Annotated in this window: 23 protein-coding genes; 11 read left to right on the forward strand and 12 right to left on the reverse strand. The window is 51.3% G+C overall.

Translation table 11 applies throughout. From position 1 onward, the window contains the following. The first annotated feature begins 8 nt into the window (after positions 1-8). Positions 9-1,031, forward strand: a complete 1,023-nt coding sequence (locus AC27N8_RS32865; protein ID WP_487073500.1) for a tagatose 1,6-diphosphate aldolase — start codon at positions 9-11, stop codon at positions 1,029-1,031. Positions 1,032-1,159: 128 nt separating this feature from the next. Next, complete coding sequence (locus tag AC27N8_RS32870) at positions 1,160-1,462, forward strand: hypothetical protein (protein WP_487073502.1); 303 nt, start codon at positions 1,160-1,162, stop codon at positions 1,460-1,462. A 97-nt stretch (positions 1,463-1,559) separates the two neighbouring features. Here the strand turns inward: AC27N8_RS32870 and AC27N8_RS32875 are convergent, their stop codons facing one another. After that, the gene (locus AC27N8_RS32875; RefSeq protein WP_487064900.1) at positions 1,560-3,044 is read right to left on the reverse strand and encodes an IS4 family transposase; all 1,485 of its coding nucleotides are present in this window, start codon (positions 3,042-3,044) and stop codon (positions 1,560-1,562) included. A 419-nt stretch (positions 3,045-3,463) separates the two neighbouring features. Next, the gene (locus tag AC27N8_RS32880) at positions 3,464-3,595 is read right to left on the reverse strand and encodes a hypothetical protein (protein ID WP_487073504.1); all 132 of its coding nucleotides are present in this window, start codon (positions 3,593-3,595) and stop codon (positions 3,464-3,466) included. 142 nt (positions 3,596-3,737) lie between these two features. Between AC27N8_RS32880 and AC27N8_RS32885 the strand changes: the two genes are divergently transcribed. After that, positions 3,738-4,223 carry an Lrp/AsnC family transcriptional regulator gene (locus tag AC27N8_RS32885; protein WP_487073506.1) on the forward strand — a complete coding sequence of 162 codons (486 nt, stop codon included), beginning with the start codon at positions 3,738-3,740 and terminating at the stop codon, positions 4,221-4,223. 99 nt (positions 4,224-4,322) lie between these two features. Next, a complete protein-coding gene (locus AC27N8_RS32890; RefSeq protein ID WP_487073508.1) occupies positions 4,323-6,713 on the forward strand; it encodes a S9 family peptidase in 2,391 nt (796 codons plus the stop codon). A 40-nt stretch (positions 6,714-6,753) separates the two neighbouring features. Here the strand turns inward: AC27N8_RS32890 and AC27N8_RS32895 are convergent, their stop codons facing one another. The 3 genes from AC27N8_RS32895 to AC27N8_RS32905 all read right to left on the reverse strand — a co-directional run bounded on the left by AC27N8_RS32895 (position 6,754) and on the right by AC27N8_RS32905 (position 12,874). After that, complete coding sequence (locus AC27N8_RS32895; protein ID WP_487074802.1) at positions 6,754-8,895, reverse strand: ArnT family glycosyltransferase; 2,142 nt, start codon at positions 8,893-8,895, stop codon at positions 6,754-6,756. A 241-nt stretch (positions 8,896-9,136) separates the two neighbouring features. Further along, the gene (locus tag AC27N8_RS32900) at positions 9,137-11,134 is read right to left on the reverse strand and encodes a protein kinase domain-containing protein (RefSeq protein WP_487073510.1); all 1,998 of its coding nucleotides are present in this window, start codon (positions 11,132-11,134) and stop codon (positions 9,137-9,139) included. A 249-nt stretch (positions 11,135-11,383) separates the two neighbouring features. Further along, the gene (locus tag AC27N8_RS32905) at positions 11,384-12,874 is read right to left on the reverse strand and encodes a carbohydrate binding domain-containing protein (protein WP_487073512.1); all 1,491 of its coding nucleotides are present in this window, start codon (positions 12,872-12,874) and stop codon (positions 11,384-11,386) included. A 455-nt stretch (positions 12,875-13,329) separates the two neighbouring features. On the opposite strand from AC27N8_RS32905, the gene AC27N8_RS32910 reads away from it, so the two are divergent. Both AC27N8_RS32910 and AC27N8_RS32915 read left to right on the forward strand, forming a co-directional pair. Next, on the forward strand, positions 13,330-15,453 hold the full coding sequence (locus AC27N8_RS32910) for an alpha-galactosidase D (protein ID WP_487073514.1): 2,124 nt from the start codon (positions 13,330-13,332) through the stop codon (positions 15,451-15,453). 247 nt (positions 15,454-15,700) lie between these two features. Then, entirely contained in the window at positions 15,701-16,237 is a 537-nt protein-coding gene (locus tag AC27N8_RS32915) for a hypothetical protein (RefSeq protein WP_487073516.1), read from the forward strand. Between the two features lie 77 nt (positions 16,238-16,314). Here AC27N8_RS32915 and AC27N8_RS32920 read toward each other — a convergent pair whose 3' ends face one another. Then, positions 16,315-16,683: a nitroreductase family deazaflavin-dependent oxidoreductase gene (locus tag AC27N8_RS32920; RefSeq protein ID WP_487073518.1), complete on the reverse strand. Its 369-nt coding sequence runs from the start codon at positions 16,681-16,683 to the stop codon at positions 16,315-16,317. 217 nt (positions 16,684-16,900) lie between these two features. Between AC27N8_RS32920 and AC27N8_RS32925 the strand changes: the two genes are divergently transcribed. Continuing rightward, a complete protein-coding gene (locus tag AC27N8_RS32925; protein ID WP_487073520.1) occupies positions 16,901-17,701 on the forward strand; it encodes an alpha/beta fold hydrolase in 801 nt (266 codons plus the stop codon). A 48-nt stretch (positions 17,702-17,749) separates the two neighbouring features. Here AC27N8_RS32925 and AC27N8_RS32930 read toward each other — a convergent pair whose 3' ends face one another. Further along, positions 17,750-18,397, reverse strand: coding sequence for a PadR family transcriptional regulator (locus AC27N8_RS32930; protein ID WP_487073522.1), 648 nt, complete (start codon positions 18,395-18,397; stop codon positions 17,750-17,752). A 197-nt stretch (positions 18,398-18,594) separates the two neighbouring features. Here AC27N8_RS32930 and AC27N8_RS32935 point away from each other — a divergent pair, with 197 nt between their 5' ends. Next, the gene (locus tag AC27N8_RS32935) at positions 18,595-19,404 is read left to right on the forward strand and encodes an alpha/beta fold hydrolase (RefSeq protein ID WP_487073524.1); all 810 of its coding nucleotides are present in this window, start codon (positions 18,595-18,597) and stop codon (positions 19,402-19,404) included. A gap of 253 nt (positions 19,405-19,657) precedes the next feature. Beyond that, positions 19,658-20,020: a hypothetical protein gene (locus tag AC27N8_RS32940; RefSeq protein ID WP_487073526.1), complete on the forward strand. Its 363-nt coding sequence runs from the start codon at positions 19,658-19,660 to the stop codon at positions 20,018-20,020. A 145-nt stretch (positions 20,021-20,165) separates the two neighbouring features. Here the strand turns inward: AC27N8_RS32940 and AC27N8_RS32945 are convergent, their stop codons facing one another. After that, positions 20,166-20,735 (reverse strand): HNH endonuclease, encoded by a 570-nt coding sequence (locus AC27N8_RS32945; protein WP_487073528.1) that lies wholly within the window; start codon positions 20,733-20,735, stop codon positions 20,166-20,168. Next, positions 20,732-21,880 carry a phosphotransferase family protein gene (locus tag AC27N8_RS32950; RefSeq protein WP_487073530.1) on the reverse strand — a complete coding sequence of 383 codons (1,149 nt, stop codon included), beginning with the start codon at positions 21,878-21,880 and terminating at the stop codon, positions 20,732-20,734. Before AC27N8_RS32950 ends, AC27N8_RS32945 begins: the two co-directional genes overlap by 4 nt. 124 nt (positions 21,881-22,004) lie before the next feature. On the opposite strand from AC27N8_RS32950, the gene AC27N8_RS32955 reads away from it, so the two are divergent. Further along, complete coding sequence (locus AC27N8_RS32955; RefSeq protein WP_487073532.1) at positions 22,005-22,589, forward strand: nitroreductase family protein; 585 nt, start codon at positions 22,005-22,007, stop codon at positions 22,587-22,589. A gap of 64 nt (positions 22,590-22,653) precedes the next feature. Here AC27N8_RS32955 and AC27N8_RS32960 read toward each other — a convergent pair whose 3' ends face one another. The 3 genes from AC27N8_RS32960 to AC27N8_RS32970 form a co-directional block, all read right to left on the reverse strand. Then, the gene (locus AC27N8_RS32960; protein ID WP_487073534.1) at positions 22,654-23,091 is read right to left on the reverse strand and encodes a hypothetical protein; all 438 of its coding nucleotides are present in this window, start codon (positions 23,089-23,091) and stop codon (positions 22,654-22,656) included. Between the two features lie 271 nt (positions 23,092-23,362). Next, the gene (locus tag AC27N8_RS32965) at positions 23,363-24,226 is read right to left on the reverse strand and encodes a DUF72 domain-containing protein (RefSeq protein WP_487073536.1); all 864 of its coding nucleotides are present in this window, start codon (positions 24,224-24,226) and stop codon (positions 23,363-23,365) included. A 39-nt stretch (positions 24,227-24,265) separates the two neighbouring features. Next, a complete protein-coding gene (locus AC27N8_RS32970; protein WP_487073538.1) occupies positions 24,266-24,787 on the reverse strand; it encodes a GNAT family N-acetyltransferase in 522 nt (173 codons plus the stop codon). Positions 24,788-25,028: 241 nt separating this feature from the next. On the opposite strand from AC27N8_RS32970, the gene AC27N8_RS32975 reads away from it, so the two are divergent. Then, complete coding sequence (locus AC27N8_RS32975; protein WP_487073540.1) at positions 25,029-25,304, forward strand: hypothetical protein; 276 nt, start codon at positions 25,029-25,031, stop codon at positions 25,302-25,304. The last annotated feature ends 358 nt before the right edge of the window (positions 25,305-25,662 follow it).

Raw genomic sequence — 25,662 nt, forward strand, 5'->3', positions numbered from 1 at the left:
AGTTTGTTGTGAAAATGATACAGATGACCCGAGGCAAATTTGAGAATATCCAGGCCTGCGCCAACGAGCGAGGCATTATCGCCGCCGTCGCCATGGATCAGCGCAGTTCGCTAAAGAAAAGCATCGAGAAGCTCGCGCCAGGACGTGGCACGCCCGAAGTCATCTCGACGTTCAAGCGCAAAGTTGCTCAGATTTTGACGCAGCATGCCAGCGCGATTCTGCTTGATCCCGAGTATGGCCTGCCCGCCCTTGAGGAGCGAGCCAAAGGGAGTGGTGCTTTGATCTCCTACGAAGAGACTGGCTATGATCCCGCTGTGCCAGGACGCCTGCCGCACTTACTACCCCATTGGAGTGCTCGTCGCCTGGTTGAAGCGGGGACAAACGTCGTCAAAGTGCTCCTCTACTACAATCCGTCCGACGAGGGATCGATTAATGATACGAAACAGGCGCTCATCGAACGCGTCGGCGCAGAGTGTCAGGCGCTCGACGTTCCCTTCTTCTTAGAGCCTCTCGCCTATGACAATCTCTATCAGGAGCAGAGTCTGGACTTCGCACGCTTAAAACCAACATACGTGCGTCAGACCATCGAAGAATTTTCTAAGCCCCGCTATGGCATCGACATGCTCAAGGTTGAAGTGCCGATTAACGTCACGTATCTGAGCGGCAGTCGAGCCTATCAGGGCGGCGACGTCGCGTATGATCGACAGGCAGCCAAAGAGCACTTTCAAGCCGCGGCCCAGGCGTCGAAGCTCCCCTTTATCTACCTGAGCGGCGGCGTTGATGACATCGTCTTTCGCGAAACGCTAGAGCTGGCCGCCGAAGCAGGTGTTCCCTTTAGTGGCGTTCTCTGCGGACGCGCTACCTGGAAGGGAGGCATCCCTGTCTACGTGCACGATGGCGAGGACGCTCTTGAAGCCTGGCTGCTCGATCAAGGCGTCAAAAACGTGCAATCCCTCAATCAAACCCTGAGCGCCTGTGCCCAACCCTGGTATACCATCTACGGTGGCCTCGACGCCATTGACGTAGAGTAGCGCTCTGTCAACGGTCATCGAAACGTCGTGTGACCAGCGAGCAATGACCTGCTCGCAATTCGCTTGATCGCGACGTGCCTGGCATCCAAGCTCGCCAACGTAGTACTCAGTCAAGACACAGAAGGACGTTGCGTGGCAAAGGAGGATGGCTCCTTGAACCAGGCACTCAAGCTCGCCGACGTAGCGGCGCGGCTCCGCCGTGCTGTCACTCGACGCACGAACACGTCCCATGCGCATCTGAAAGCAACGCAGACGAGACGATCCACGGTGGAAAGATCACGCAATGGAACCCTATGGGGAGCGTGGTCGAACGAGTCACAGACAGCACGGCGGAGCCGCGCCGCTACGTCGGTGAGCCTCTCACTCCATCGCCTTCCGGAGCTGTTTTGGGACACACATCACCGATACCGCATCGGCGTGATGACTTTTGACAGAGTAGTAGCGCCGTGGTCTTGTGCCCAATACTTCTCAGTTAAACATGTTTCTTTTCTTCTGTTGTTCACCATTGTGATGGTCAGAAAACGGATCTCATGCGATGACCTCCTGGGGTGGGGAGGGCTTTTTGCTCTTCCACTCCTGTTCACGTGGATCCACCCCCTCTGGTCGCTCCCAGATCTTCACAAAATCGAGGAAGCTTTCTCCTGGAGCAAAGGTCGCATAGGGAGGGACGTCCCGCTTTTTTCGATGCCATTTCTGGTAATACAGCTTGAGCTCCCGTCGGTTCATGCGGACACGCTGTGCGGGCAAGAGCGTGAGCATGGACACGTGTCGGATGAGGCGGTCCAGCAGCCAGCTTTGACACGAGGGATCAGCCAGAAGACTCTCTCTGATTGCTTCTTTGAGTGCATGCTTGGTCTGCGTAAAGCTGATCTGATCCGCATCGACCTGTCGCTGAGCGGCTGCCTCCCATTTCACCGCGCTCACCGCATAGTGAGCCAGGAAAAGGGCGTACACCTCTTGCTTTACCCCCTCAGGCGTTCGTGAGCGCAGCACGTTGATCTGCTCTCGCAAGGACGATTTGATTTCTTTCAACATCGTCTCCACTTCCCAGCGTTCACGGTAGATCTCGATGAGTTCACTGGCAGGGTAAACCTGTTCATCCAGCAGCGTCGTTGCCAGTCGATAGCATCGTCCGGGCGTGCCAAATCTGGCATCTGTCATCACATACTCGATCACACGGATCGTAACGGGGCGTGTCCCCTGATGGTTGCTCGCACGACGATTGGGGGTGACGGTGGTCAGATAACTTCCATCGCTGAGACGTTTCTCGACGCGACGTCCCACGGTGCTGCTCAGTGCACATATCACCTGGGCGTTGAGCGTATCCTGCACGTGTTCAAAAAACCAACTGCTGAAAAAGCCACAATCCCCCAGAATGAGCATGTCGGATCTCACGTGGGGAAAGAGCTTGGGCAAGGCATGGATCTCGGCCTGCGCGTGCGTTCCCAGAACCACATCAAGCACGCAACGACTTCCACATTCTATGAGTGCCACCGCTTGAATTTGGGGATAGGGACCCTCACCATGCTGGTTGGAGGAACGCCCAAACGCTTCGACGTTGGCCGCCGTATCAGGCACATTGAACTTGGTCCCATCAAGAGCTACCAGACGATGCCCTCGATAAAAGGAGGCGGGGTGACGGCTGCAATGGGCTCGCGGGCGACAGCACGCGATCATGACGCGATGGAGGATGTCCGCATCAAAGCGTTCCCGTTGATAGCTGATCGTTCCCGTCGAGAGGGATGGGAAGATCTCTGATGGATGCAGCAAGGCAAAGGGATGGGCCAGTGCATGCCACACCCGGTGCTGAGACTCGTCGGGGCAGAGCCCGTTCATGAGCAGTTGAAGGAAGAACAGGGTTCGAGTAAAGACGCGTGTGCGGCGTTGCTTGGCTGGGAGCAAAGATGCAAAGCACGTATCGAGGATCTCTTGCGGGAAGAAGGACAGCAACAGATGTCCGTTGAGCTGGTCACTCAATTTGTCTTGAGCCTCAATATGGCGTAAACTATACATGAAGAAGTTCCTTTCTGGCGACTGGAATATCGGTATAAAAAGAGTGTGCCAGAAAAGAACTTCTTTTTCTATCTCTCTAGGATATTTTTCTTTGCCTAACTGAGAAGTATTGTGGTCTTGTGCCCGGCGGCCAGTTCACGTACGGAAACGTTCCCATTACCAATCTTGCGTCTCATCTTGCCGCATTGGATGGCAAAAAGAGACGGATCATACGTCACGAGGCCGCCGGGCACAAGACCACGGCGCTACGTTGGCTGGCGTATGCGCCAAGTGCAAGGGTTCATCCTTTCGGATTACATAGCTAAATTTCTCGTAAAGAATCGTTCTATTGTCTATGCAAATGATTTTGGGCATGCAATGAGCGCCCACCTCGAGGATCTTTCTTCGGGATGGGCGCTCATGGATAGAACTGACGACGCTTAGATAATGGCATGATGTTTATGATTACTCACCTTCATAGAATGTGAGCTATCGCGGGTATCCTGCCCCCAACGTGCGGCGGCCACTGCAAGAATGATAAACAATAGGAGAATAAAAATTGCGAATAACATTGTGCACCTCCTGATGCTTTGTGTGCTGCTGTGATTGATATGCATCGATTTGATATTTCTATTATACCTTGTTTCATGCTATAATACCTGGAAAAAGCAAAGTGTTTGGATGATTTGACTTACAAAATAAAGGGGAACCGCTATGCAAACTTTAGAAATCGATAAATTGCTTGATGAGACTGGATGGCGTCTACTAGAGGAGTTACAGGATAATGCTCGCCTCTCTTATAGCGAGTTGGGCTTGCGGGTAGGATTGTCCTCGCCTGCTGTGGCTGAGCGCATGCGTCGGATGGAGGAATCGGGTTTAATCAGGGGCTATCATGCCGAGGTGAATATGGCGGCGTTAGGACTGCCGGTGACGGCTGTGATTCGCCTGGGGAGTATTCCTGGACAGAATTGTAGCCGGACTGCCGCTGAGGTGAATGCGATTCCTGAGGTGACGGAGTGTTATCGCGTGACTGGCAGCGATGCGGTGATTGTGACTGTCGCTGCAACGTCGGTTGATCATTTGGAGAGTATCATCGATGGGATTACACAATATGGCTCTCCTACCACGGCACTTGTGCTCTCTAATCCGCGCAAGCGTCGTACCATCACGCAGGATCTGGTTACGAGAGGACAAGAATAATTCTTTGGTAGAACTTCTGCGCTGCATGGGACGTATTATTCAATAGGCGATCAATTACGCTGATTTTTTTTATAGTACGCACTGAAGGGATTTTTTTGTATGAGCACGCTCGAAAATGAAGATCCGACGACGCAACAGCCACAGCCTGTGGAGCAGGATGAAGATTCAACGGCACAGGCTCCAGATACTGCCGGACCGCCAGCGGAATCCTCCCCGGCGCATGGGCCTGCTGAGACTGAGGATCCATCGACTGATGAGTTAGAGGTGGCATCTGTCCATGTGGACAGTGCCGATACGCTCTCATCTTCAGCGAGCGAGCAGATTCCGCCGGCTCAGACGCCTGATACTGATACCCCTACTCATACCGATACTGATACTGATTCCATTGAGCCGATGCCATTAGAGGTCGACTCCTCCCCATTGGCTTTTCCTGCTGCGCAGGCGGCGACCATTCAGGTGCCTCTGGAGCAGACACCTCCCGTGCCTCACGAGCAGGCGATTGGTGCACCAGGAGCGGTTGTGCTGCCCGTGATTCCTCCGATGGATTTTTCTGATTTGATCTCGTTACGGATCGCCTCTGATCCGCAGATCTCTCCAGATGGTAGCTTGATCGCCTATACGATCCTTGAGAGCGACGGCGATGAGGATACAACACGTAGTGCTATCTGGCTGGTTGAGAGCACAGGCAGTAAGACGGTGGTTCCGCGCCAACTCACCAGCGGGACCGCTCATGATATGAAGCCGCGCTGGTCACCTGATGGGCAATCCCTGGCCTTCTTGAGCGATCGTACCGGAGTTCCCCAGCTCTATCTCTTGACGCTCAATGGAGGAGAAGCTCGTCCGCTGAGTGCATCGAGCCTGCGCTATGGAGTAACGGAATATAGCTGGCATCCTGATGGACAGATCTTGCTGGCACATAGTCCCTGGAGTCCTCAAGATGATCTGTCGGATGGGGCTGCTGAGCGCTTGACGACTACGTATACGCGGCTCGGCACGCAATGGGATGGTGCTGGATATAATCATGGACGCCATCTCCAACTCTGGCTGATCCCGCTGAGCGGAAATGCCATGCGCCTGACGTCCGAGCCGGTTGATCTGGTCCAATCCTGCTGGTCGCCCGATGGACAGGAGATCGTCTTCTGCGCGAATCGCCGTGGGGATCCTGATCTGACCGTGAGCATGGCGCTCTGGGTTCTGACGCTCTCAACTGGACAGATGCGCCGCCTGACTCCTGCCGAAGGGCTGGCTCAGATGCCTTCCTGGTCACCCGATGGTCGTCAGATTGCCTATCTCTATTGCGCCGATCAGAGCGAAACCAGCAATGTCTCGCCCTGGCTTGTCGATGCGCATGGTCCGGCGCAGCCTCGGCTGGCTGTGACTGCCGCTGATACCTTGACCTGTCAGACCATGATCATTGATGAACTACGCGATGAATATGTCGCGCCTCCAGAATGGTATCCCGACAGCCAGGCATTGCTGGTCCCGGTTCAGGAGCGAGGTCAGATCCATCTCTACCGGCTGGATCTGCCAACGCAGCGCAGTGAAAAGCTCACCAGCGGCAACGGACGCTATCTCAGTCCCCGACTGAGTCGCAATGGGCAGGCGATCGCTGCGGTACGCGCCGATTGGTTTACTCCCGGCGATATCTGGTGCATGGATAGTCATGGCAAGCAGCAGCGTAAGCTCACCAGAATCAACGATGCCATTCTACAAAGCCATCGCTTGACGCGTCCCAAGCGTATTGTCTGGCAGAGCTTTGACGGATTGGAGATCGATGGCTGGCTCTATCTGCCGCAGTTGCCCGAAGGTGTCAAAGCACCATTGATCCTCATGGTGCATGGTGGACCTTCGCTGGCCTGGGGCGATAGCTATGTGCATGAATTCCAGGTCTTGACTGGCCGAGGTTATGCGATCCTTGCAGCCAATCCGCGTGGTAGCGCAGGTTATGGAGAAGCTTTTTGTCGGCGTGTCCTCAATGACTGGGGCGGGGATGACTTGCAGGATCTATTAACTGGCCTCGATCATGTGATTGCTACGGAGCCTGTCGATGGTCATCGGCTCGGTATCGAGGGACTCAGCTATGGTGGGTATATGACAAACTTTGCCATCACGCAGCAGCCAGAGCGTTTCAAAGCTGCTGTCAGTCGCAACGGTATCAGCTCAATTGCCAGCGCGGCCCTGCTCTCCGATCAGAGTATCTGGTTTGGCTTCTCCATGGATAAGAGTACACAGCCGCAAACTCGCTCTGCTCTCACATATGTCGATAGCGTCCGGACGCCACTGCTGCTGCTCCACGCCGAAAATGACTTACGATGTCCATTCAGCGAATCGCAGCAGTTCTTCGTTGCCCTGCGGAGTCGCAAAAAGGTGGTTGAACTTGTCGGTTATCACAACACCAGCCATCTGATGGATTGGCCGGGAGTCGGCACCCCGCAGCAGCGCCTCGATCGCCAGCGTCGCACTGTTGGATGGTACGAGCGCTTCCTGTAGATTTCTACAGGAAGCAAGTTGCTTGAGTTGTAACCTATCTCTACTTGTAGGTAGGCGTTTGTGTCTTTTTATGAGGCGCAGGCTGCTTCGGGGTAGGATACTTCGGCGCAGGATGCTTCGGTGCAGGATGCTTCGGCGCAGGATGCTTTGGCACAGGCTGATAGCTGTGGAGATAGGCACAATCAAACAGGTTGAGTCCGCTGGTTTTGGTGTGATTCCACTTCATCGTCGGTATTGCTGTGCAGTGAGTACTGACCCAACCAGATAAGGTGGTTGGCTGGCCTTTTGTGACCATGTAGAAGCGAATAATATTCTGCTTGACCAGGGTCTCGAAATTGGCGATTGTCAATATTGGATCTTTGCCACTAAAGCCGCCAACCGACATGACTGGCTTGTTGACGGATAGAATAATCGTATCTGCAACTCCTACGCCTTGCGTTGCCACTAAAAACTTGGTGTGCCCCTGGTTGGCGGTCAGGTAGGAGATGAGGAAGGTGAACCCGCCGGCCACGGCACTGGAACTTCTTATATACTTCTTGACGATCGGCGTCTTGCTGATGCCCAGCAGATTTGTCAAACCTGTGAAGGTCAATGTATTGGCTTGCTTGCTTGAGGGGCCAGCGACCGGGAATGGAGCTTCAAAATTGTGCACGACCGAGTAACCTGACCAGATAGTCGGAGCTAGCAGGAGTATCAGTAGTTGAAGGCTGACTATAAAGGTGCTCAGGTTGTATTGATATTTGTGTATCTTGAGCATCTGCTTGACGCGCAGGTATACTAAGATACCAATTGAGATGAAGGTTACGATGCAGATGAGAATGCTGAGTCGATGGGTAAAGTGTGGATAATGAGCCAGTATATAAATCTGTACCAGGGCTGTTGTAGCCAGCGCGATAGGCAATAACCAGCCATGCCAGTCTGCCCCGCGATAATCACGCCACATCACTACCAGGCCAATCCCGACCAGAGCGCTTAAGCCAGGAGCCATTTCAGTCATATAATAGACCTGAAATGTGCTGCTGATGGAGAAGAAACAGGCCATTGTGAGTAGCCAACCTCCCCATAGAACAAGCCCCAGTGTATTACCAGAAGGTGTATTAGGTGTCATGCGTAGCATGAAGAGGAGCGAGCTGTATCTGGACCGTTTCTTTTCTGGTCCATCGGTAGGATGCTGCACTGGTTGTTGACGATCCACCGGAAAGTCGAAGCGTTTTTGCCAGGCCAGGGCCACAATTGCCAGCAGGGCGAATGGTAAGAGCCAGGAGATCTGTCCCCCGAGCTTTGAGCCAAAGAGGTAGAAGGGTCCAATACTGTTTGTTTGGAAGAAACGGCCCATACCTATATTTCCCGAGTTATTTGGGTTATTAAGGTGCCCTGAAACTGTTCCGGAGGCATTTTGCCTGGCTGGTGCAGGTTTGGAGGCTGTGTTGCCTGTTCCGATATGGAGACGGTTCAATCCATTATAGCCAAAGGCCAGGCTGAGCTCAGAATTATCCTGTGTCGAGTCCACATAAGGACGCTGAGCTGCTGGTATCATATTGACGGTCGCAACCCATGCCAGCGAAAGAAGCAGTGTGATCATCAGAGCCAGCGCGAGGTGCCAGATCTTTGTCCAGAGCTTGCGCGGCGCGCAGACCAGATAGGTCAGGCCCAGTGCAGGTATGATCAGATAGGCCTCAGCCATCTTCACATTGAATCCCAGGCCAACGAATGTCGCGGCTAATAAGAGCCAGCGCAACTTGCCCGTCTCTGCGGCGTGAATTACTGCCCAGGCGGCCAGTAGAAGGACCAGTGCCAATGTTCCATCAATCGTGTTATTGCGATCAGTGACGACACTGATGGGAGTGACTGCCAGTGCCAGCGCTGAGATGAGCCCGGCCACTTTGCCAAAATGACGTTTGACGAGCGCGTATAAGAGTAAGACTGTAAGTACACCGGACAGAGCCTGCGGCAGAAAGACACTAAACGGTGTAAAACCAAAGATTTTTGTGCTGACTACTTGCAGCCAGAAGCCTAGCGGCGGCTTGTCCAGTGTTACAAAACCGCCGGGATCAAACGAGACGAAGAAGAAGTTATGCCAGTTATCCGCCATGCTGCGTACACCTGCGGCATAATAGAGATTCCCATAGCCGTTTTGGCCCAGGCGAAAGAAGTTCATAAAGATGGAGAGTGATAGAGTCATTGCCAACGTAATATGTTCCCAAATTCTAGTTTTTTCTATTTTATGAGATGTTGGAACATATGTTGGCAACAGAGTGATTGTATTGACGCTGCCAGCCATAAGTTATATTTACCTTTCAGAATGTATTAATGTAGAGCTATAAAGAATTCGTATCGAAGTTGTATAACCGCACTAATACGAAGCGAAATAGCCTAAAAGTATTAATCATTCGATTGGTAGAAGTGAGAACGTAAGAAGGATCTTAAACGGCTTCCCAGATACGGACCGTTTCGTCGTCGCTGCCCGAGGCGATACGATGACTATCGCTGGCCCAGGAGATGCTATTGATCTGTTTTGTATGTCCTTTGTAGATAAAGGCGGCTTGATCGGTCTGGTCGGGTTGCCAGACGTGTATCGTCGTATCCTGGCCGCCAGAGGCGATGAAGCGACCATCGGGTGACCAGGATACGCTCAGCACCTTATCGGTATGACCGGTATAGACGGCGATCAGTGGGTCCATTTTGCTGGCATCCGTATCGGCATAGCTCAATATTGTGACCGTCGTATCACTACAGGCGCAGGCGAGGCGTTTTCCGTCAGGAGACCAGCTGAGACTGTTGAATGTGCTGCTTTGTTGCGTATATTTCTGTACGGTTTGCAGCGTATCGGCCTTCCAGAGCAAGATCCTGCCATCATAGCCTGCTGAAGCAATCAGGTTGTTATTAGCGGGCGACCAGGCGATGGCGGTGATCCCTATGCTATAGAGGCTAGAGTGACCTGTAAAGGTTTTCTGCTGCTGCCCATTGGTAGCGTTCCAGATCTGGGCCGTGCTATTGCCCGCAATTGAGACGATCAGATTGCTCGTGCTCTCTGGCGACCAGGAGAGCGCCTGGCTTGTGCCGTATGAGCTGTTGGACTTGCCTCTCGTATAGACTTCTGATGCCTTTGCCGTTTTCTTTTGTGGATCGATTGGCCAGATAGAGACGGTCCGCTCGTTGTCATAGGTTGCGATCGATTTCCCATCGGGAGACCAGGCCAGGCTGATCAGATAGTTATCATGCTGTAACAATGTGGCAAGCACCCCTGACCGGGCATCCCAGACCTGTACTGTCTCATCGTCGCTACCCGAGGCCACATTGTCGCCATTCCACGCGACCGCCTGGACCGCTCCCTTGTGCTGATAGACGTGCGAGGTTGTCCCTCTGGATGAGTAACCGGGCATGTTGGCATAAAGGATGCCTCCGCCCGCCGCCGCGATGGCAACGGCACTTGCACCTGCGATGAGGAGCTTGCGCCGTGTCAGAAATGAGGTGCTCTGCAGGGGCGAGCTGGCTTTGCTGGCTTTTTTGGCCGGTTGCGTGGGGATCAGGCTCGTGTCCAGATGTGAAAATATGACTGGAGCATCTGGCTCGGCGGTCAGCAGGCGTTGCTGGGTGGTGTGATAGGCTTGCTCAAGCGCGTTGGCGAAGGCGCGCACGTTGCCAAAGCGTTGAGTCGGATCTTTTTGCAAGGCAGTCATGACGACGAATTCGATCTCGGGTGAGATTTCTGGTTTTTTGCTACGCAGAGGTGGTGGTGCCTGATTGAGGTGCTTGTTGCACAGCTCTAGAAAATTGCCCACAAAGGGACGCTCACCACACAGCCATTCATAGGTAATCACGCCAAGAGCATATTGATCGCTGGCTGGTCTTGGTTTGCCATTGATCTGTTCGGGAGCCATGTAGGCGGCGGTTCCCTGAATCGATTGCAGTGTGCTTTGCGATTGGGTACTCAGCGTGACGATGGAGATGCCGAAGTCGCTCAGCAGGATCTGGTTGTCGCGGCCGACCAGCATATTTTCGGGCTTGACATCGCAGTGCACGAGATTGTCGTTGTGGGCATACTGGAGTCCCGAGGCGATCTGCTTGACGTAGGAGACCACACTCTGGAGCTCGACAACCGATCCTTTGGGATGATGGTCGCGCAGGCTGCCATGTGGAGCATATTCCATCACCAGGAAGGGGACCTCCTCGTAGGTGCCAAAATCGAGGACGTGAATGATATGGGGATGCGTCAGATGCGCAATGGTACGAGCTTCTTGCAGGAAGCTCTCGAGATCTTTATCCTGGATCTGAGTATGCAGCACTTTGATGGCCGCTTCCGTATTCAAGAAAATATGTTGCCCCAGATACACATCTGCGAAGCCGCCGCTTCCCAGAAGGCGCTTTAACTGGTAGTTGCCAATTTTCTGATTGATACGATTACGTGTGCTTTCGGCCATCGTAAGATCCTTCTTCCTGAATACGTGTTGTATAGAACTCCCCCAATTGTAGGAACAGTTGTGCTAGATGTCAAGGTATCTCTTCTTATTCCCTTGAGATGTCAAGCGAAGCGAAGACACAGTAGCGTCGCACGCTCGCGTGCGATGTCCCACTCGACGTACGATCAGGCAGGCCTGCGTGGTGCGCCGAGATCCTGCTGTCTCGTACGAGCTATTGGGACATCGCACGCGAGCGTGCGACGCTACTGGTTATTTGATAGAGGCGTTATCGATCCAGACTGAACCAGTTGCCTGGGCCAGATTGAAATTAAATTCGGCGTCTGTAATCGTGGTGGTTGGAGTAAACGTATAGGAATATTGCTGCCAGGATGTCGTCAACGTAAAATTCTTCATGAGAGAGACCGTCCAGGGCTGGGCATCTAACTGTACGCAGATTTGTCCCTGGCGCTGCTGTGAGGCTTTCGCAGAGAACGTAATGGTGTACGTTTTCCCCTTGAGAAGCTTGACCTGGTTTTGTCCAAATTGGACATACCATGCATTATCGCTCTCGCTCGCCTTTTTCGTTATATCTATTCTGGCCGCCGTGCTCCCGTCAACTTTCGTGGTCGTATCCTGTTTTTCGGTCGCAGCCGCATCGCCAGTGCTCACCGTATACCAGGGCTGGACTGAGCCGCTCTCGAAAGACGCATTCTGTAGCAGGTTGGTCGCTGTAACCGGCGGCACTGCCGCTGTCGGCGTTGGAGCTACTGGCGTTGGTGTTGGATCTGTTGCAGTCGGCGTTGGAGCTACTGGCGTTGGTGTTGGAGCTACTGCTGTTGGTGTTGGAGCTACTGCTGTTGGTGTCGCGGGTGTAGTAGATCCTGGTAGCGCGATTGGAGTTTCACCAGGAGCAGTGTAACGTACCCAATCGACAAGCATGTATCTTGTGGTGCCGACGGTAGCGACTCCGCCAAAATCTGAGCTATCGGTTCCCCAGTGATTAATCATGATTGGTGCAGCAACTGATGGTACATGGGTGAGATGGTCGGCGACCAGGACATCATCCACATAATACTTTACTTCGCTGGCACTCCAGATAAGCTTGTAAGTTTTAAACGCATTCGCCATATTCGCGACCCTGGCGCTATTCTCGATTTGATCGCCTTCGGTTGGATCACTGGCTGGATTAGGATTGTGCCAGGTAGTCATTTCGGCCTGATTGGGAAATTGCCCCTCAATCTCAAAATCCAATTCCGTCTGCGAGTTATTTACATATGTAAAACCAGACGAGATCTGGCCGCTGACAACTTTTCCTGTTGTATCGGTTGGCGAGGATGCAGTAGAACTTGTCCTCATCCTCCATTCATAGGTACCATAACTGTAGCTGCTATTGGTAGAGATCTCGCCCGCTCGTGAGATGACTCCGTTGGGATTCGTACCCACTGTCCCATTCTCTTGAGTTAGCTTCTCCGTCAGGTAGCCGCCACCGACGCTCACGCGATCCGGCTCAAAATATCCCTGGTGCGTATTCGTGACCGCTCCCTGACTATATGTGTAATTGGAGATAGACCAGAAGTTTTGATTGAGGCTGGTGCCATCGAAATTTTCTAGCCAGCTGTTTTTTGCTGTAGATGCGTGTGATGACTGTAAGTGATTGGAAAATGCTGCGTAAGAGGCAAAGGCAATCAATAAGACGGCACAAGCTCCTCCCACCACAGCTATCACCACACGGCGCTTTTTAGCTAAAAGTTTTGTATCCATACAAACGCCCTCCATAAAGATAGCGACTGGCGCAGTACTATTCACTTGCGTTGCCGAGTCACAGTATTGCAAGTAAAAGCTCAAACGAGCCAGTACTTATCTCACGCCGAGAGCAGTATAAAATAGTGTTATATGTAATGCAACATTTTGATACAAAGTACTACAGAAACGATTTCTGGAATTGTAAGATGATTAAAATATGGGTGTATTTTTTATACAGATGCAATATAGCATGTAAAATCGGGAAAAGATTCAAAGAAGAGCATTAGAAATATTCATTATAAAATAAGTACTGCGTATAGCTTTCCCATCTGTAAAAATAGTGGGGCTAGATGTCGAGGTATCTGTCTCTTTTTCATGTTTTTTGCTGTTAAGCCTTGACAGGATACTTTTTTCTATTATTCTTAGTAGAGAGGGATTGACTTTCGGCTATCTATGAAGCAAGGAGGCTATCTATGAAGAAGCTACGTTTTATTCCCATTCTCCTCATATTTGTGCTGGCTCCTATTTTTACTCTGACCGGTGTAGGAGCGACTGCTGTTGTGCATGCGAGCCCGAGGCTTGCTCTGGAAGACAATGGCCTGGGACAAACTCCTCTGCTTGGTTGGAGCAGCTGGGGCGCGATTCGGAGCGCTCCAACCGAAGCCAAGATTGAGGCACAAGCTCAAGCGATGTCTACCACTCTGAAGTCGCACGGTTATGCATACATCAACATGGACGACTTCTGGTATCTTAATCCATCGACAACTGTCGATCAGTACGGACGCTGGGCCGTTGACACGAGCAAGTTTCCCGATGGGATTGCCGCTATGGCGAGCTATATCCATGGGTTGGGACTCAAGTTTGGTATCTATCTGACGCCTGGGATTCCGGTTGCTGCTGTGAATCAGAACACGCCTATTGCTGGCACAAGCTATCATGCCAGAGACATAGCCAACACCAGCTTCTCCGAAACGAACTACAATTTTGGTGCAGGCGTCATGTACGGCATCGACTATAGCAAACCAGGAGCGCAAGCCTTTGTGAACTCGTGGGCGGATCAACTGGCGTCGTGGGGAGTTGACTTTCTGAAAATCGACGGCGTTGGTGACAGCGACATTGGAGATATCCAGGCCTGGTCGACCGCCTTAAAGCAATCGGGAAGAAGCATCTACTACTCGCTCTCGAACCAGCTGGACATCAATAACGCCAGCACCTGGCAACAGAATGCAAATGGATGGCGCATCGAGAACGATATCGAATGCTATTGCTCGACGTTGACCAACTGGACAAATGTCTCGTATCGCTTTAGCGACGAGGCGAAGTGGACCAGCTATGCTGCTCCGGGTGGCTGGAATGATCTCGACTCGCTCGAGATGGGTAATGGCAGCAAGGATGGCCTGACCAATGATGAGCGTCAATCCTATATGACCTTGTGGGCTATCTCTGCCGCGCCGCTCTCCATCGGTGACGACCTGACCAACCTTGATAGCTATGGTGTGAGCTTGCTGACCAATGATGCGGTGCTCCACATTGATCAGGAAGGTGTTGCCGCCGCGCCGCTGGTGGCAGGAGGCACAACGCAGGTCTGGCGTGCGTACGAGCCTGATGGTTCGTACACGGTGGCCCTCTTCAATCTTGGCTCATCGAGCAGCACCGTCTCCGTCAACTGGACCGATCTTGGCTTTACTGGATCGGCTGCCGTTACCGATCTCTGGAGTCAGAGCAGTCTTGGATCATTCTCCAACAGCTTTAGTGCCACCCTTAACAGTCACGCCTCACGGCTACTAAAGGTCGTACCAGCCAGCCCGAATGCCATCCCCAGCTACGAAGGTGAAGCAGCCAGCAACACCTTTGCTGGCGGAGCCGTCGCCCAAAACTGCTCAGGCTGTTCAGGAGGGCAAGCAGCTGGCTATGTTGGTAATGGAGGTGTTGTGACCTTCAACAACGTCAAAGTTAACACTACAGGAGCCTATACGCTGGCCATTGACTATGCCTCGGGTGAAGTGCGCAACGCCAATATGAGCGTCAATGGAGGAGCTACGACCTTTCTGAACTTCACCAGCACCGGCAGCTTCTCGACCGTCAGGCAGCTTAATGTCTCAGTCAACCTCAAAGCGGGCAATAACACTATCGCGTTCTCCAATCCCAATGGTTGGGCACCCGACTTTGATCGCATCACCTTGCCGCCGCAGCTCAATCTTAACCCGACCTACTACGAAGCCGAAGCCGCGAGCAACACCATCGCAGGCGGAGCGAGAGTTGCCACCTGCTCGGCGTGCTCAGGCGGCCAGGCCATTGGCTATATTGGCAGCGGAGGCACCTTGACCATCAATGGCGTACAGGCGAGCAGCAGTCGCAACTATGTCCTGATCCTCGATTATGTCGACGCCGATGGTGGACGTACCGTCAATCTCAGCATTAATGGTGGCGCAACCACCGCGATCTTTCTCGCAGGCACCAATGGAGCCAGCTGGGATACATCTGTGCATCGCTACACCATGATTATCACCTTGAACGCAGGCAGCAACACCATTGGATTCTCCAATAGTGCCGCCTACGCTCCCGATATCGATCGCATCGGTATCAGCACGTATTAGCCGCAAATTTTGGAAGCACGGGATTCATACACGCACTTCGTGAAGGGCTCGCTCAAGCAAGCGAGCCCTTCACGAAGTGCTCTCCTCCTCCGCAGATCGACCTTTTTGCATGCACCCTGTATCTTTTAATTAAACGCTTCTATATAGGTCGTATGCCCCATGTGTGCCTCATCCTTCTAAGCTATATTTTCTCTATACCATTATTATTTTATTCTATTCCAATAAAGCACAGATGGAGGGGAAAATTATGAAGCCATACGGTACATTAAAATTAGCATGGTATATTACAGCACTTCTATTAGGAGTTATACTTGGTATCTGGCCCGGGGTTGCTTTAGCTCAGTCGGAAAACTGGGTCTTTTTCGGAGGAATATTCGGATGGTTCGCTTTTTTATTGGTGTTCATGAATATACTGGCTGGAGTTAATTACGCAACGCTTCCATCTCTGGCATTGGCTGCTTGTGGTTATCCATTGGCAATGTTGGGATATAGTATTTATGCATATTGGGCAATGCAGCACATGCCGAAGCGCAATGTGCTATTCCTGCTGCTTGCCTCAGCGGGTGTGAGCGCACTGGTAAGCCTACCAATCGATGTGATTACTCAGAGTATAATTCACAGCCAGGATGTATTAATGCACAGCTTTGGTGGTGTTGTGAGGGCGTACATGCTTGTTCTGTTGGAAATGATCATCTCTGTTATGCTAGGATGGTTACTGGCGACATTCCAGCAACGCAGAAAGAGTTACCACCATCGATCCTTGGGGGGAGTTTCGGAAAGCTAAACATGGCACAACCCCCATATAGCCTCTCTATTGTAGCATATGGGGGTACTTCTCCCTGCGATCGTTGAGGGATGATGTCATTGTGAGAGATCGATAAGCAGATCGATGGCGATGGGGAGCGCGGTAGCGGCCCAATCATCGAGATCCTCTTCGCTTGCTGCATACTTATCATAGACAAGATGTCGTGCCAGCGAATCTTCCGTGTGATCATGGACGCGGCGAGCCAGCCCGGAGAAATGCTGATTATCGATCCTGACACTCACCCCGGGTGTCTTGAGTGCGTTTTTCACCCAATCGCTCTTCTCGCCTCCGCCTGAGAGTATATAGAGCGTTGCATTATTCAACGCAAACCAGATTTCGATCGTATGTGCATTTCCGGTACGACGTCCGGTCGTTGTCAGATAGCAAAACGAGTGCAGAGCTAACTCTGTCAGATGATTATCCACAACTTCTCCTCTTATAGAATATTCGGCCAGGAAAGCTTCTTAAGATCGCTTCTTCATAGCATAGCAGATCACATTGCGGCTGTCATTGTCCACTTGGACAGGTTTTTGAGGATAATGTCAGGCACACTCTTGACAATTGCTCGCGTAAAGACTACTATAACTAATAGACATATGACTTGAAGACATAGTAACTTGGATTTTATCGAGGAGAAAATCAATGGTAGCTCGCATACAACGTAGCGATGTCTACATGTCCACGCGTGGAGCCGGTCCAGCGATCCTTTTTCTGCACGGGGCTCCTGACTCCGCCGAGCTGTGGGATGGCGTGATTGAGCGTCTGGAGGATCGTTATCATTGCTTCGCGCCCGATCTGCCGGGCTTTGGACGTACGGCGACGCCTGCGGATTTTGAGGCCTCGCTTGACTACATGGCAGGTTTTATTGATGAGATGGTACTTGCGTATGAGCTGCCGGTGCCGTTGCATCTGGTGGTAATGGATTTCGGGGCTACCTATGGACTTGCCTGGGCGGTAAAGCATCCGGAAAAGGTAAAGAGTATTGTGATCGCGGGAGGATCAAATTTCAGTTCGGGCTATCGATGGCATCGGGACGCGCAGATGCTGCGCACGCCACTGCTGGGAGAACTGGGGATGCTGATGATGTCTCGTGCAACGCTGGAGGCGATGATGCGGAAGAATGCGCCACATCTGAGTCGGGAGTATGTCCAGCAGGAATACGAGCTCTCGCTGAGCAAAACTGCCACGCGGCGTATGATGCTCCGTCTCTATCGAGGCATCGATCCGCAGGACTTTGTGGGCTGGGAGGAGAAATTTGCTGAGTTGACGACACATGTACCGACGCATGTCTTGTGGGGAGATCAAGATCCATATGCGACTCCCGCTGCTGCTGAACGCTTTGGTCGGGCGCAGGTGGAGCATTTTCCGGAATATGGACATTGGCTACCGGTCGAAGCTCCTGCGCAGGTGGCCGAGCGTTTAGCCACGTTCTTTGCGCAGTAGTAATGCAAGGTTGCCTCATACTATAACCTACGTATCGGTTCCTATGTTTTACGCTTCTGGCTCATCCCTGGCTGTATATATCGCCTTGGAACTGGTAGGTAGATCGCCATGTTCGATCAACTCGAGCGCATCCTGTAGCCACTTGATGTAAAGATGTTCGAAGTCGATGGCGAAACGTGAGACAAGTCGGAAGTAGGGATCTTCTTCGCTCTCGGAGAGATAGGGATTGGGACGTCCGCTGGCCTGACGCTGCTGATTAAAGATTGGCAGTTGCTGCATCGTTTGTCGATAATGGAGGAGGCGTTGCTCATGGAAATCGATCCCGAGGCGCATGTTTTCGGCGATATCGGTTGGCGCTGCAAATGAGCCAAAGATGACTTTGAGGAGCAACTCGTCGCGCAGTTGCAGAACGATCGGTGGCTGTTTTTGCCAGGCGACCAGAGCATCCTGTCCTGCAGGAGTAATTTGATAGACTTTCCGATCCGGACGCGACTCCTGTTCTTCGCGCTCCATTTCCACCCATCCGAGCTCCTTCATGCGGCGCAACTCATTATAGATCTGACTGTGGGCTGCCCCCCACATCGCCGACAACACATGATCGAACAGGCCCTTAATATCGTAGCCTGAAAGTGGTCCCCAATATGCCAACAATCCGAGCACTCCATACGTGATCGGATATGCTTCCGGTCTATCCATAGTCATCCTTCTCCCATAAATCGCAAGGTAGAGTACGCTTGAGCCTGATCAGCCTTTTGTCTGTAGACTGCCTGCGGACATTTATGATATCACGTCATATCATGGCTTGACAATCGATGAGCTTTTATATATGCTTGCTCCCGTCAGTATATGATTGGCAAATATATCATACGGATGCATTAGGAGTAAAAAGTTTTATGGACGTGAAAACGCCATCTAGCAGCGCTATCTATCTATCTGTGCGGGGAACTGGCCCCGCTGTGCTTTTCTTACATGGAGCGCCAGACTCCGCAGACTTGTGGAACGGAGTCATCGATCGTCTAGAGGATCACTATCACTGTTTTGCCCCCGATCTGCCCGGTTTTGGACGTACTGCGACTCCCAGCGATTTCGTTGCGTCGTTAGACTATATGGCGAATTTCGTCGATACGCTTATTGTAACGTATGCGATCCCGGTTCCCCTCAATCTTGTTGTCATGGACTTCGGCGCCACTTATGGATTATCCTGGGCGATCAAGTATCCGGAGAAGGTAAAGAGTATTGTGATTGCCGGAGGTTCCAATTATAGCTCGAAGTATCGCCTGTATACGACCGCACGCCTGCTAAGTATCCCGCTGCTGGGAGAGTTGATCATGTCGCGAATGACGCTCCCTGCCTTCGAGAAGCTCATGCGTAAAGATGGTCCTAACCTCAGTCCAGAGTATGTGCGGAAGAATTATGCTCTCTCGATTGGAAAGCCAGAGACGCGGCGTATGATGCTGAGGCTGTACCGGGGCATTCATCCACAGGATCTGGTGGGACGCGAAGAGAAGCTGGCTGATCTCACTACCAAAGTACCCACGCATGTTTTGTGGGGAGATAAGGATCCATTTATCCCTATCCAGTTTGCCGACTCCTTCGGTCAGGTAGAGGTGGAACACTTTCCTGAGTATGGACATTGGCCTCCAGTTGAAGCTCCTGACGTCGTGGCGCAGCGCCTCAGTACCTTTCTTGCCAGAGTTAACTAAAACGAGATTGAGGTCACTTTATTCAACCATATGAATGCCATGTGACATTCATAATACAATACAGATATCTTTTCCATTCATTTTTGCACGAATATACCATTTGGACCAAATTCTCCTATCTGTTTGGACAAATGGTATTGGGACAAACTATACTCTTTTTAAGAACCGTTTCTCACAGAGATATACATGGATGTTTTTCTATTAAGGGTTCTTGATTGTTTCGTTCTTTTTAGGATATAAAAGGAGAAATACTTTGAAAAGTTTGTTCTTGCGCGTAGCTTTGACTCTCACCTTGTTGGCAGCTTTCGGCATCTTTTTTGGAGGAGCTAATTCCTCTGCCTTTGCAGCGCCAGCATCTTCACATAGTATTGCCAGCCCTGCTATCTACTCTGCCAACTGTACGAATAATACAGTTGATTTTTTTACCACGAATGGTAATGAATACTGTTTTGCCGATTCCGGGTACGCCCCTGCGACCATTCCTAACATTAACATAATATGTGGTGGCGTCTATTCAGGAGAGGCGTATACCAGTGATGGTAGTGGTTACCCTATTGTTTCAGGCCTCTGTTATAGAATAAGTGTATCGACATTGGTATCAGTCCAGATTTATTAATCAGCCAGAGTAAGTTGTTCCACGTCCTCTGGTTGTCAGAAAGAGTCTGATCATGGTGCTTCTGCGAAGTTGAGGAGAGCATAAAAGTAGTCCTTTTTTCTGCAATGCTCATATTCTTGCAGAGCATCATGGTTTTTATCCGATATTATTTTGTCAGACATTGCCATTTCCAGACCCGCTCGGGGAACCCTTTCCATGGGCCTTCCTCATGGAAAATCACGCCCAGACCCTCAGGGAGATAGGCGCGATAGTCGGGAGGCTGGATCGATGTCACCAATGCGTTCGCGTAGGTCAGAGAGCGATCTCTATCGTACATACTGCCGCCGGAGCGTCGAAACGTCCCAAAGATAGAGACCTCGATATCCTCCAGTGGCCAGCCCTCCTTGACCAGCGTACGCGTTGAGCTCACGATAGCGGACATGTCGGTGAGGCTTTTCTTGCACTCAAAGAGCGTGATGACTCCTTGCAGGACGTTGATGCCTAGATGCATGACGCTATGACAGGCGGGACAGACGGTCTCGAGATTTTCGGCACTATGATCATCCTCTGCCCCAATATGATTGACCTGCATAAACTTGCGGCTCGTATGCTCGCAATAGACACAGGTATACTTATCGCGTACCAGGATTTGCTGGCGTGTGAGCCTCCACTGCTTTGGATCGCGCTCCTTAAACCACTCGCGCGCAGCCATCACCGACGGACGCAGTACCTTCATATTTTCTCCTTAAATGCGGCCCATGAGGGAATATTTTCTCCGGTGATATCCGGCCAGAGCGTCTGGCAGCGTTTGAGCAATTGGGCGGCAACATTTGAGAATATCTCGAACCCTTTGATTTCACGTGTAGCTTCCTCCCATCTACTCAGACCAACTATCACTGCCTCGCGCCTGCTCCATGCATCGACCCAGGGCATATTGTGTTGCAACAAATCTAGAGGCATCCAGGAAAGCAGAGCCATGGCTCGATAGGTGCACATGCTTGCCCAGGCGGATTGATAGACCTCATCGCTTTCTACTGTCGGGCAGGCGGACGCCAGGACGGCACGCAGATCATTGCTCATCAGACGGACGCAGGACCTGGGGAGTGGACAAAGAATATTCCATCCAGTCAGGTCGTAGAGAGCATGACGAAAGCCCGCGTATTCAAAATCGAGCAGATAGATCTTCCCTTTGCTGAGTTGGTTATTGGTGGGGGCTGGATCTCCATGTGTAAAGGCCAGAAAGTCGCCTGGATAAGCGAACGTCCTGGCAATGTGCTCGCATGCCTGTTCAAAGCCAGCGGCTGGGACATATTCCAATGCCCGACACCAAAGCTCGACTTTTTGGCTGTCCACCAACCATTTTTTTGCTTCTTGAAAGCGCACAGGAGTCGTTGCAAGTGAGAGGTCCTTACAGGTGCGTTGAAACAGCTCCTCATTGCCCATGGTGAGTGCGTGGAGTGTCCCCATTTGACGGGCCAGCATGCGGAACATGGTCAATACCAATGCAGCATCATGTCCCTGTAAGATGTGCTCGATATTTCCCTCATCTCCCAGATCTTCCATCACAAAAAGCCGCTGTCCTGTATCGCCTCCAAACAGATGCGGGACAACTGCATCGCTGCCGGCAATGCGAGAAAGAAACGCCAGACTGGTCCAATCGTTCAAGCCACGGATGGTATCGTGAGGATCTTTGATCCATTTCACGATAACACTGTCCGGAAGCGTTCCCTGGCTCTGGACACGGCAACGCAGCACCTGGTTTCGATCACGATCGCTGACCAGAATGGTAGGCTCAAGAAGAAAATCTTCTTTCCAGCAGCGTCGCAAAATAATTGTAACGCCGTCGTCGATGATCTCCATGCCAGTTTTTGTAGAACTCAAAATTCACCCCTTATGAATGCCATATGACATTATAATACAATATAGATATCCTTCCCGCTCATTTAGATTGAGTTAAATTGATGACATGGTAATGCATACTCTACTCGGAGGAGAATCGAAGCATATGGATTTCGTTGAGGTGATGAAGAAACGCCGTATGGTGCGTAACTTTACTGATGAGCCAGTCGCGTTTGAGGTGATTGAACGCCTGATGGATATAGCACAGAGAGCGCCAAGCGCAGGCTATACTCAGGGACAATCATTTATTGTCGTCACGAAGCCAGAGGTGAAAATCGAGATTGGCAAGCTTTGTCATGAGCAGGCATATGCCGATCCCTTTGTCTCGCGTGCGCCTGTGCTGGCCGTTGCCTGTGTGAGCGAAGCCGCCTATCACCATCGCTATCAGCAGGCTGATAAGGTCAATGATGACGGTAACGAGATCGAATGGCCGATTCCGTATTGGTACATGGACATTGGCTGCTCCGTGATGGCCTTGTTGCTTGCTGCCGTCAACGAAGGACTCGCCGCAGGCTTTGCTGGCATGGATAAAGAAGGATACACCCAATTGCGTAAAATGCTCAATATCCCTGAAGAAGTTATACCGGTAGGAGTCATTCCCATCGGACATCCAGCGCCAGACGTGCGTTCGGGATCGTTGAAACGTGGACGGAAGTCTCGCACTGACTTTTTTCATCTCGAGACGTGGTAGGCTGATCCGGGATACGCCTCGCTTTAAAAGCGAGACGTATCCTCATATCTGATCTTCTGTGACTTCATGCCCTGGACGGTTTGGCTATAAGCGCAAGAATTTGTGTCAGCAGTTTTGTGTTTTCATTAAGCATCTCCGTATGTTTGTCGAGAATGGCGGTATGTTTGTTGAGAATGGCGGTATGTTTGTCGAGAATGGCGGTATGTTTAGCGAGAATGGCAGTGTGTTCAGCGAGAGTGGCAGTGTGTTCAGCGAGAGTGGCAGTGTGTTTGTCGAGAATGGCGGTGTGTTCGTCCGACTTAGCCTCAAGTCTTTGGATCTGTTGACCATGTGTCGTAAGAATTTTTTTTATTTCGCTAATTTCTGGTTGCTGTTTGTATACCAGGCCGAGAAGCATCGTCGTATCGTGGTTTAAATGCTGAATGTCTATGCTATCAAACCTTTTCTGTAGCCATGCGACATCCTTTTCTAATGTGTTAATGCGCTCTTCTTGTGTTAGCATCAAAAATTTCCCCTCTCTACCTGACCCGAAGCATAAACTGATTGTATGAGAATGTGCTACTTTCTTTTGCCTTATAAGATGTTTGAGATTTACTGGATCACATCAATTTTTTGCTTTAATAGGCTGCACTACTTATATCTGAAGATTTTATTATACACGAAAGACCAGCAGGTACCAAGATATTAAGCAATCATTAGGAAATATTAATGTAGTTGAAATGTAGCCATTTTGATTACTATCATCAATGTGCAAAAGGAGGCGCTAGTGACTGCTAGAAGAGGCGCATCTGCTCAGGTTCGGGATCTTGATCATCATTGATAGGAGCAGATATGGCGGGTATGGCCGGAATGAGATGATGGATGCGCTGCGATAATTCACGGCAGATGGTCGGCGAGTGCTTCTCATAGGGACAGTGGCAGAAGGCGTAGACGGTGATGCCTTGCTGATACCAGCGAGCGATCTGTTTGGCCCATTGATCGAGGAAGGGAGCATTGACATCCATCTGGGGATGGCCGATATAGCGCACGAAGACGAAGTCGGCGGTGGTCATGATCTGGACCGGCAGATGCGGTTTGCGCTCACGGGCCTGAAGCTCTTTTTGCTCTTTGAGCGAGCCGGTCTGGATGGGACGCGTATCCATGATCACACGGGCGGCATGATGCTGTTGTAACAGACGTTTCAGCATGCCTGCGTGTGGCTCCTGATAAAAATCGGGATGGCGTACCTCGACCGCCAGTTGGAGATCCTGCGGCCAGGCTTCTAAAAAGGCGGTGAGCTGATCGCTCTGGGCGGGCGCGAATGTCGGTGGGAGTTGTAAGAAGATTGTTCCCAGGCGCTCGCCGAAGTAGCGCATGCGCTCGATATAAGCGGCTGTCTGTCTTTTCATCTGGGAAAGATCACCCTCATGGCTGATGCTACGCGAGACTTTGGGGCAGAAGCGAAATGTCGCAGGAGTCTCCTGAGCCCAGCGCAGTACTGTATCGACGGAGGGTAAAGCGTAGAAAATCGTATTGCCTTCCACCGTATTGAGTATCTGGCTGTAGAGGTGTAAGAAATCGTTCGCAGGCGTACGCGCTGGAAAAAAGTCTCCGACCCACTCTTTATAACCCCACATCGGGCAACCGATATATAACATCGACATTCGCTCCTCGCAAAACCGTAAAGGATATTTATATTATAAATGCATTAATGAGGAAAGATCTGCCCATCCATAAGCCAACTCTTCGTAGGCCACTCCACCAATCCGATCCTGCTTTTGCTTGATGACCTGTCCGCCAAGTGCTGCGTAAAAGCGACACGCGGGATTGCTGGCCAGGACCCAGAGCATCATCGACGAAAAATGGCGCTCCGCTAATTGTCCTGCGAGTTCCCTCACCAGACGGCGTCCCAACCCGTGGTGCTGCACTTCTTGGAGTAAATAGATCGCATAGAGCTCACCTCTGGCAGCGGCGTCTCCTTCTCGTTCGGGACCTCCATTGATGAATCCAACCATCTTGCCAGCTTCATCTTTAGCCACAAAGGTGATTTGTGTTGGATCGTTTAGCACCTGCTGCCAGACCGGTTCACGCCGTTCATATGAGAGATTGGCTAGCAATTCTGCGGGAAAGATTCCCGCATATGTCGTACGCCAGCTGTCAACATGGATACGAGCGATACCTGTGGCATCCTCCATTTGAGCTGCTCGAATCGTTTCCATACCGTTCTCCTTTTGGCCAGGAACCTTTTCTGCCTGTGATGTGTCTTTGCACATTTTTCTTAGAATACCTGAGTGATAAGAGAATTGCAATACTTTATACAGGGTTCCCCGCATCCGTGTCCTCGCTTCGCTTGACCTTTTACTGCTCTATGAGACGGAAATCAAATTCGGATCTATCCATTAGTTGTCAACGTGTTCTAAATACGACCACTGATTGATGAGATATGAGAGGAGATAGAATTTGGAGACTCGACTTGTAGGTATTGAGCGCGGTGCTACCACGACCGAGGTTGCGGCAAGTGCCAATGATTTAATTGGGAAGCCTGTTCCAGGATATCCCAACCTGACTGCGGTCAGGATTGTCCAATTCCAGATGAGCCCACGACCTGAGGGCTATGATGCTCTCATCCTGGTTGAAGTTACAGAGACACAAGAGCCATTGAACCTCAAAGAGGCCGACATAGAAGCCATCATCGAGATCACCTCCGCCGTCGATGAACCAGAACAGACTGCCTGACAAAAGCAGCGTCGTGCGCTCGCGTCATTGAACGATGTGGCCGTGCAGGCTCCTGCGCGGCTACTCCACATGGCAACTGATGCCTGGTTCAAACGTTACATGGATTGTATTGATCTCTATCGCATCAGCAAAGACCTCAAGAAGCAGCAATGGTGGCGGGATCAATTGGGGTGAGGATACCTGGATGTTTTTGCAGGCCTGCTACGGCCCGGAGTTTTCCTCCGATGATGAGTTAGTAAATATTCCTGCCTAAAATGGTATATACATCTTGACATCTATAGGTAAGACCAATTATAGTTATCTATAGAGTCTTATATTGATACATAAAGGCATAGAAAAGTACATACTTTCTTTTGTC

Source organism: Dictyobacter sp. Z7_2, from assembly GCF_057551105.1.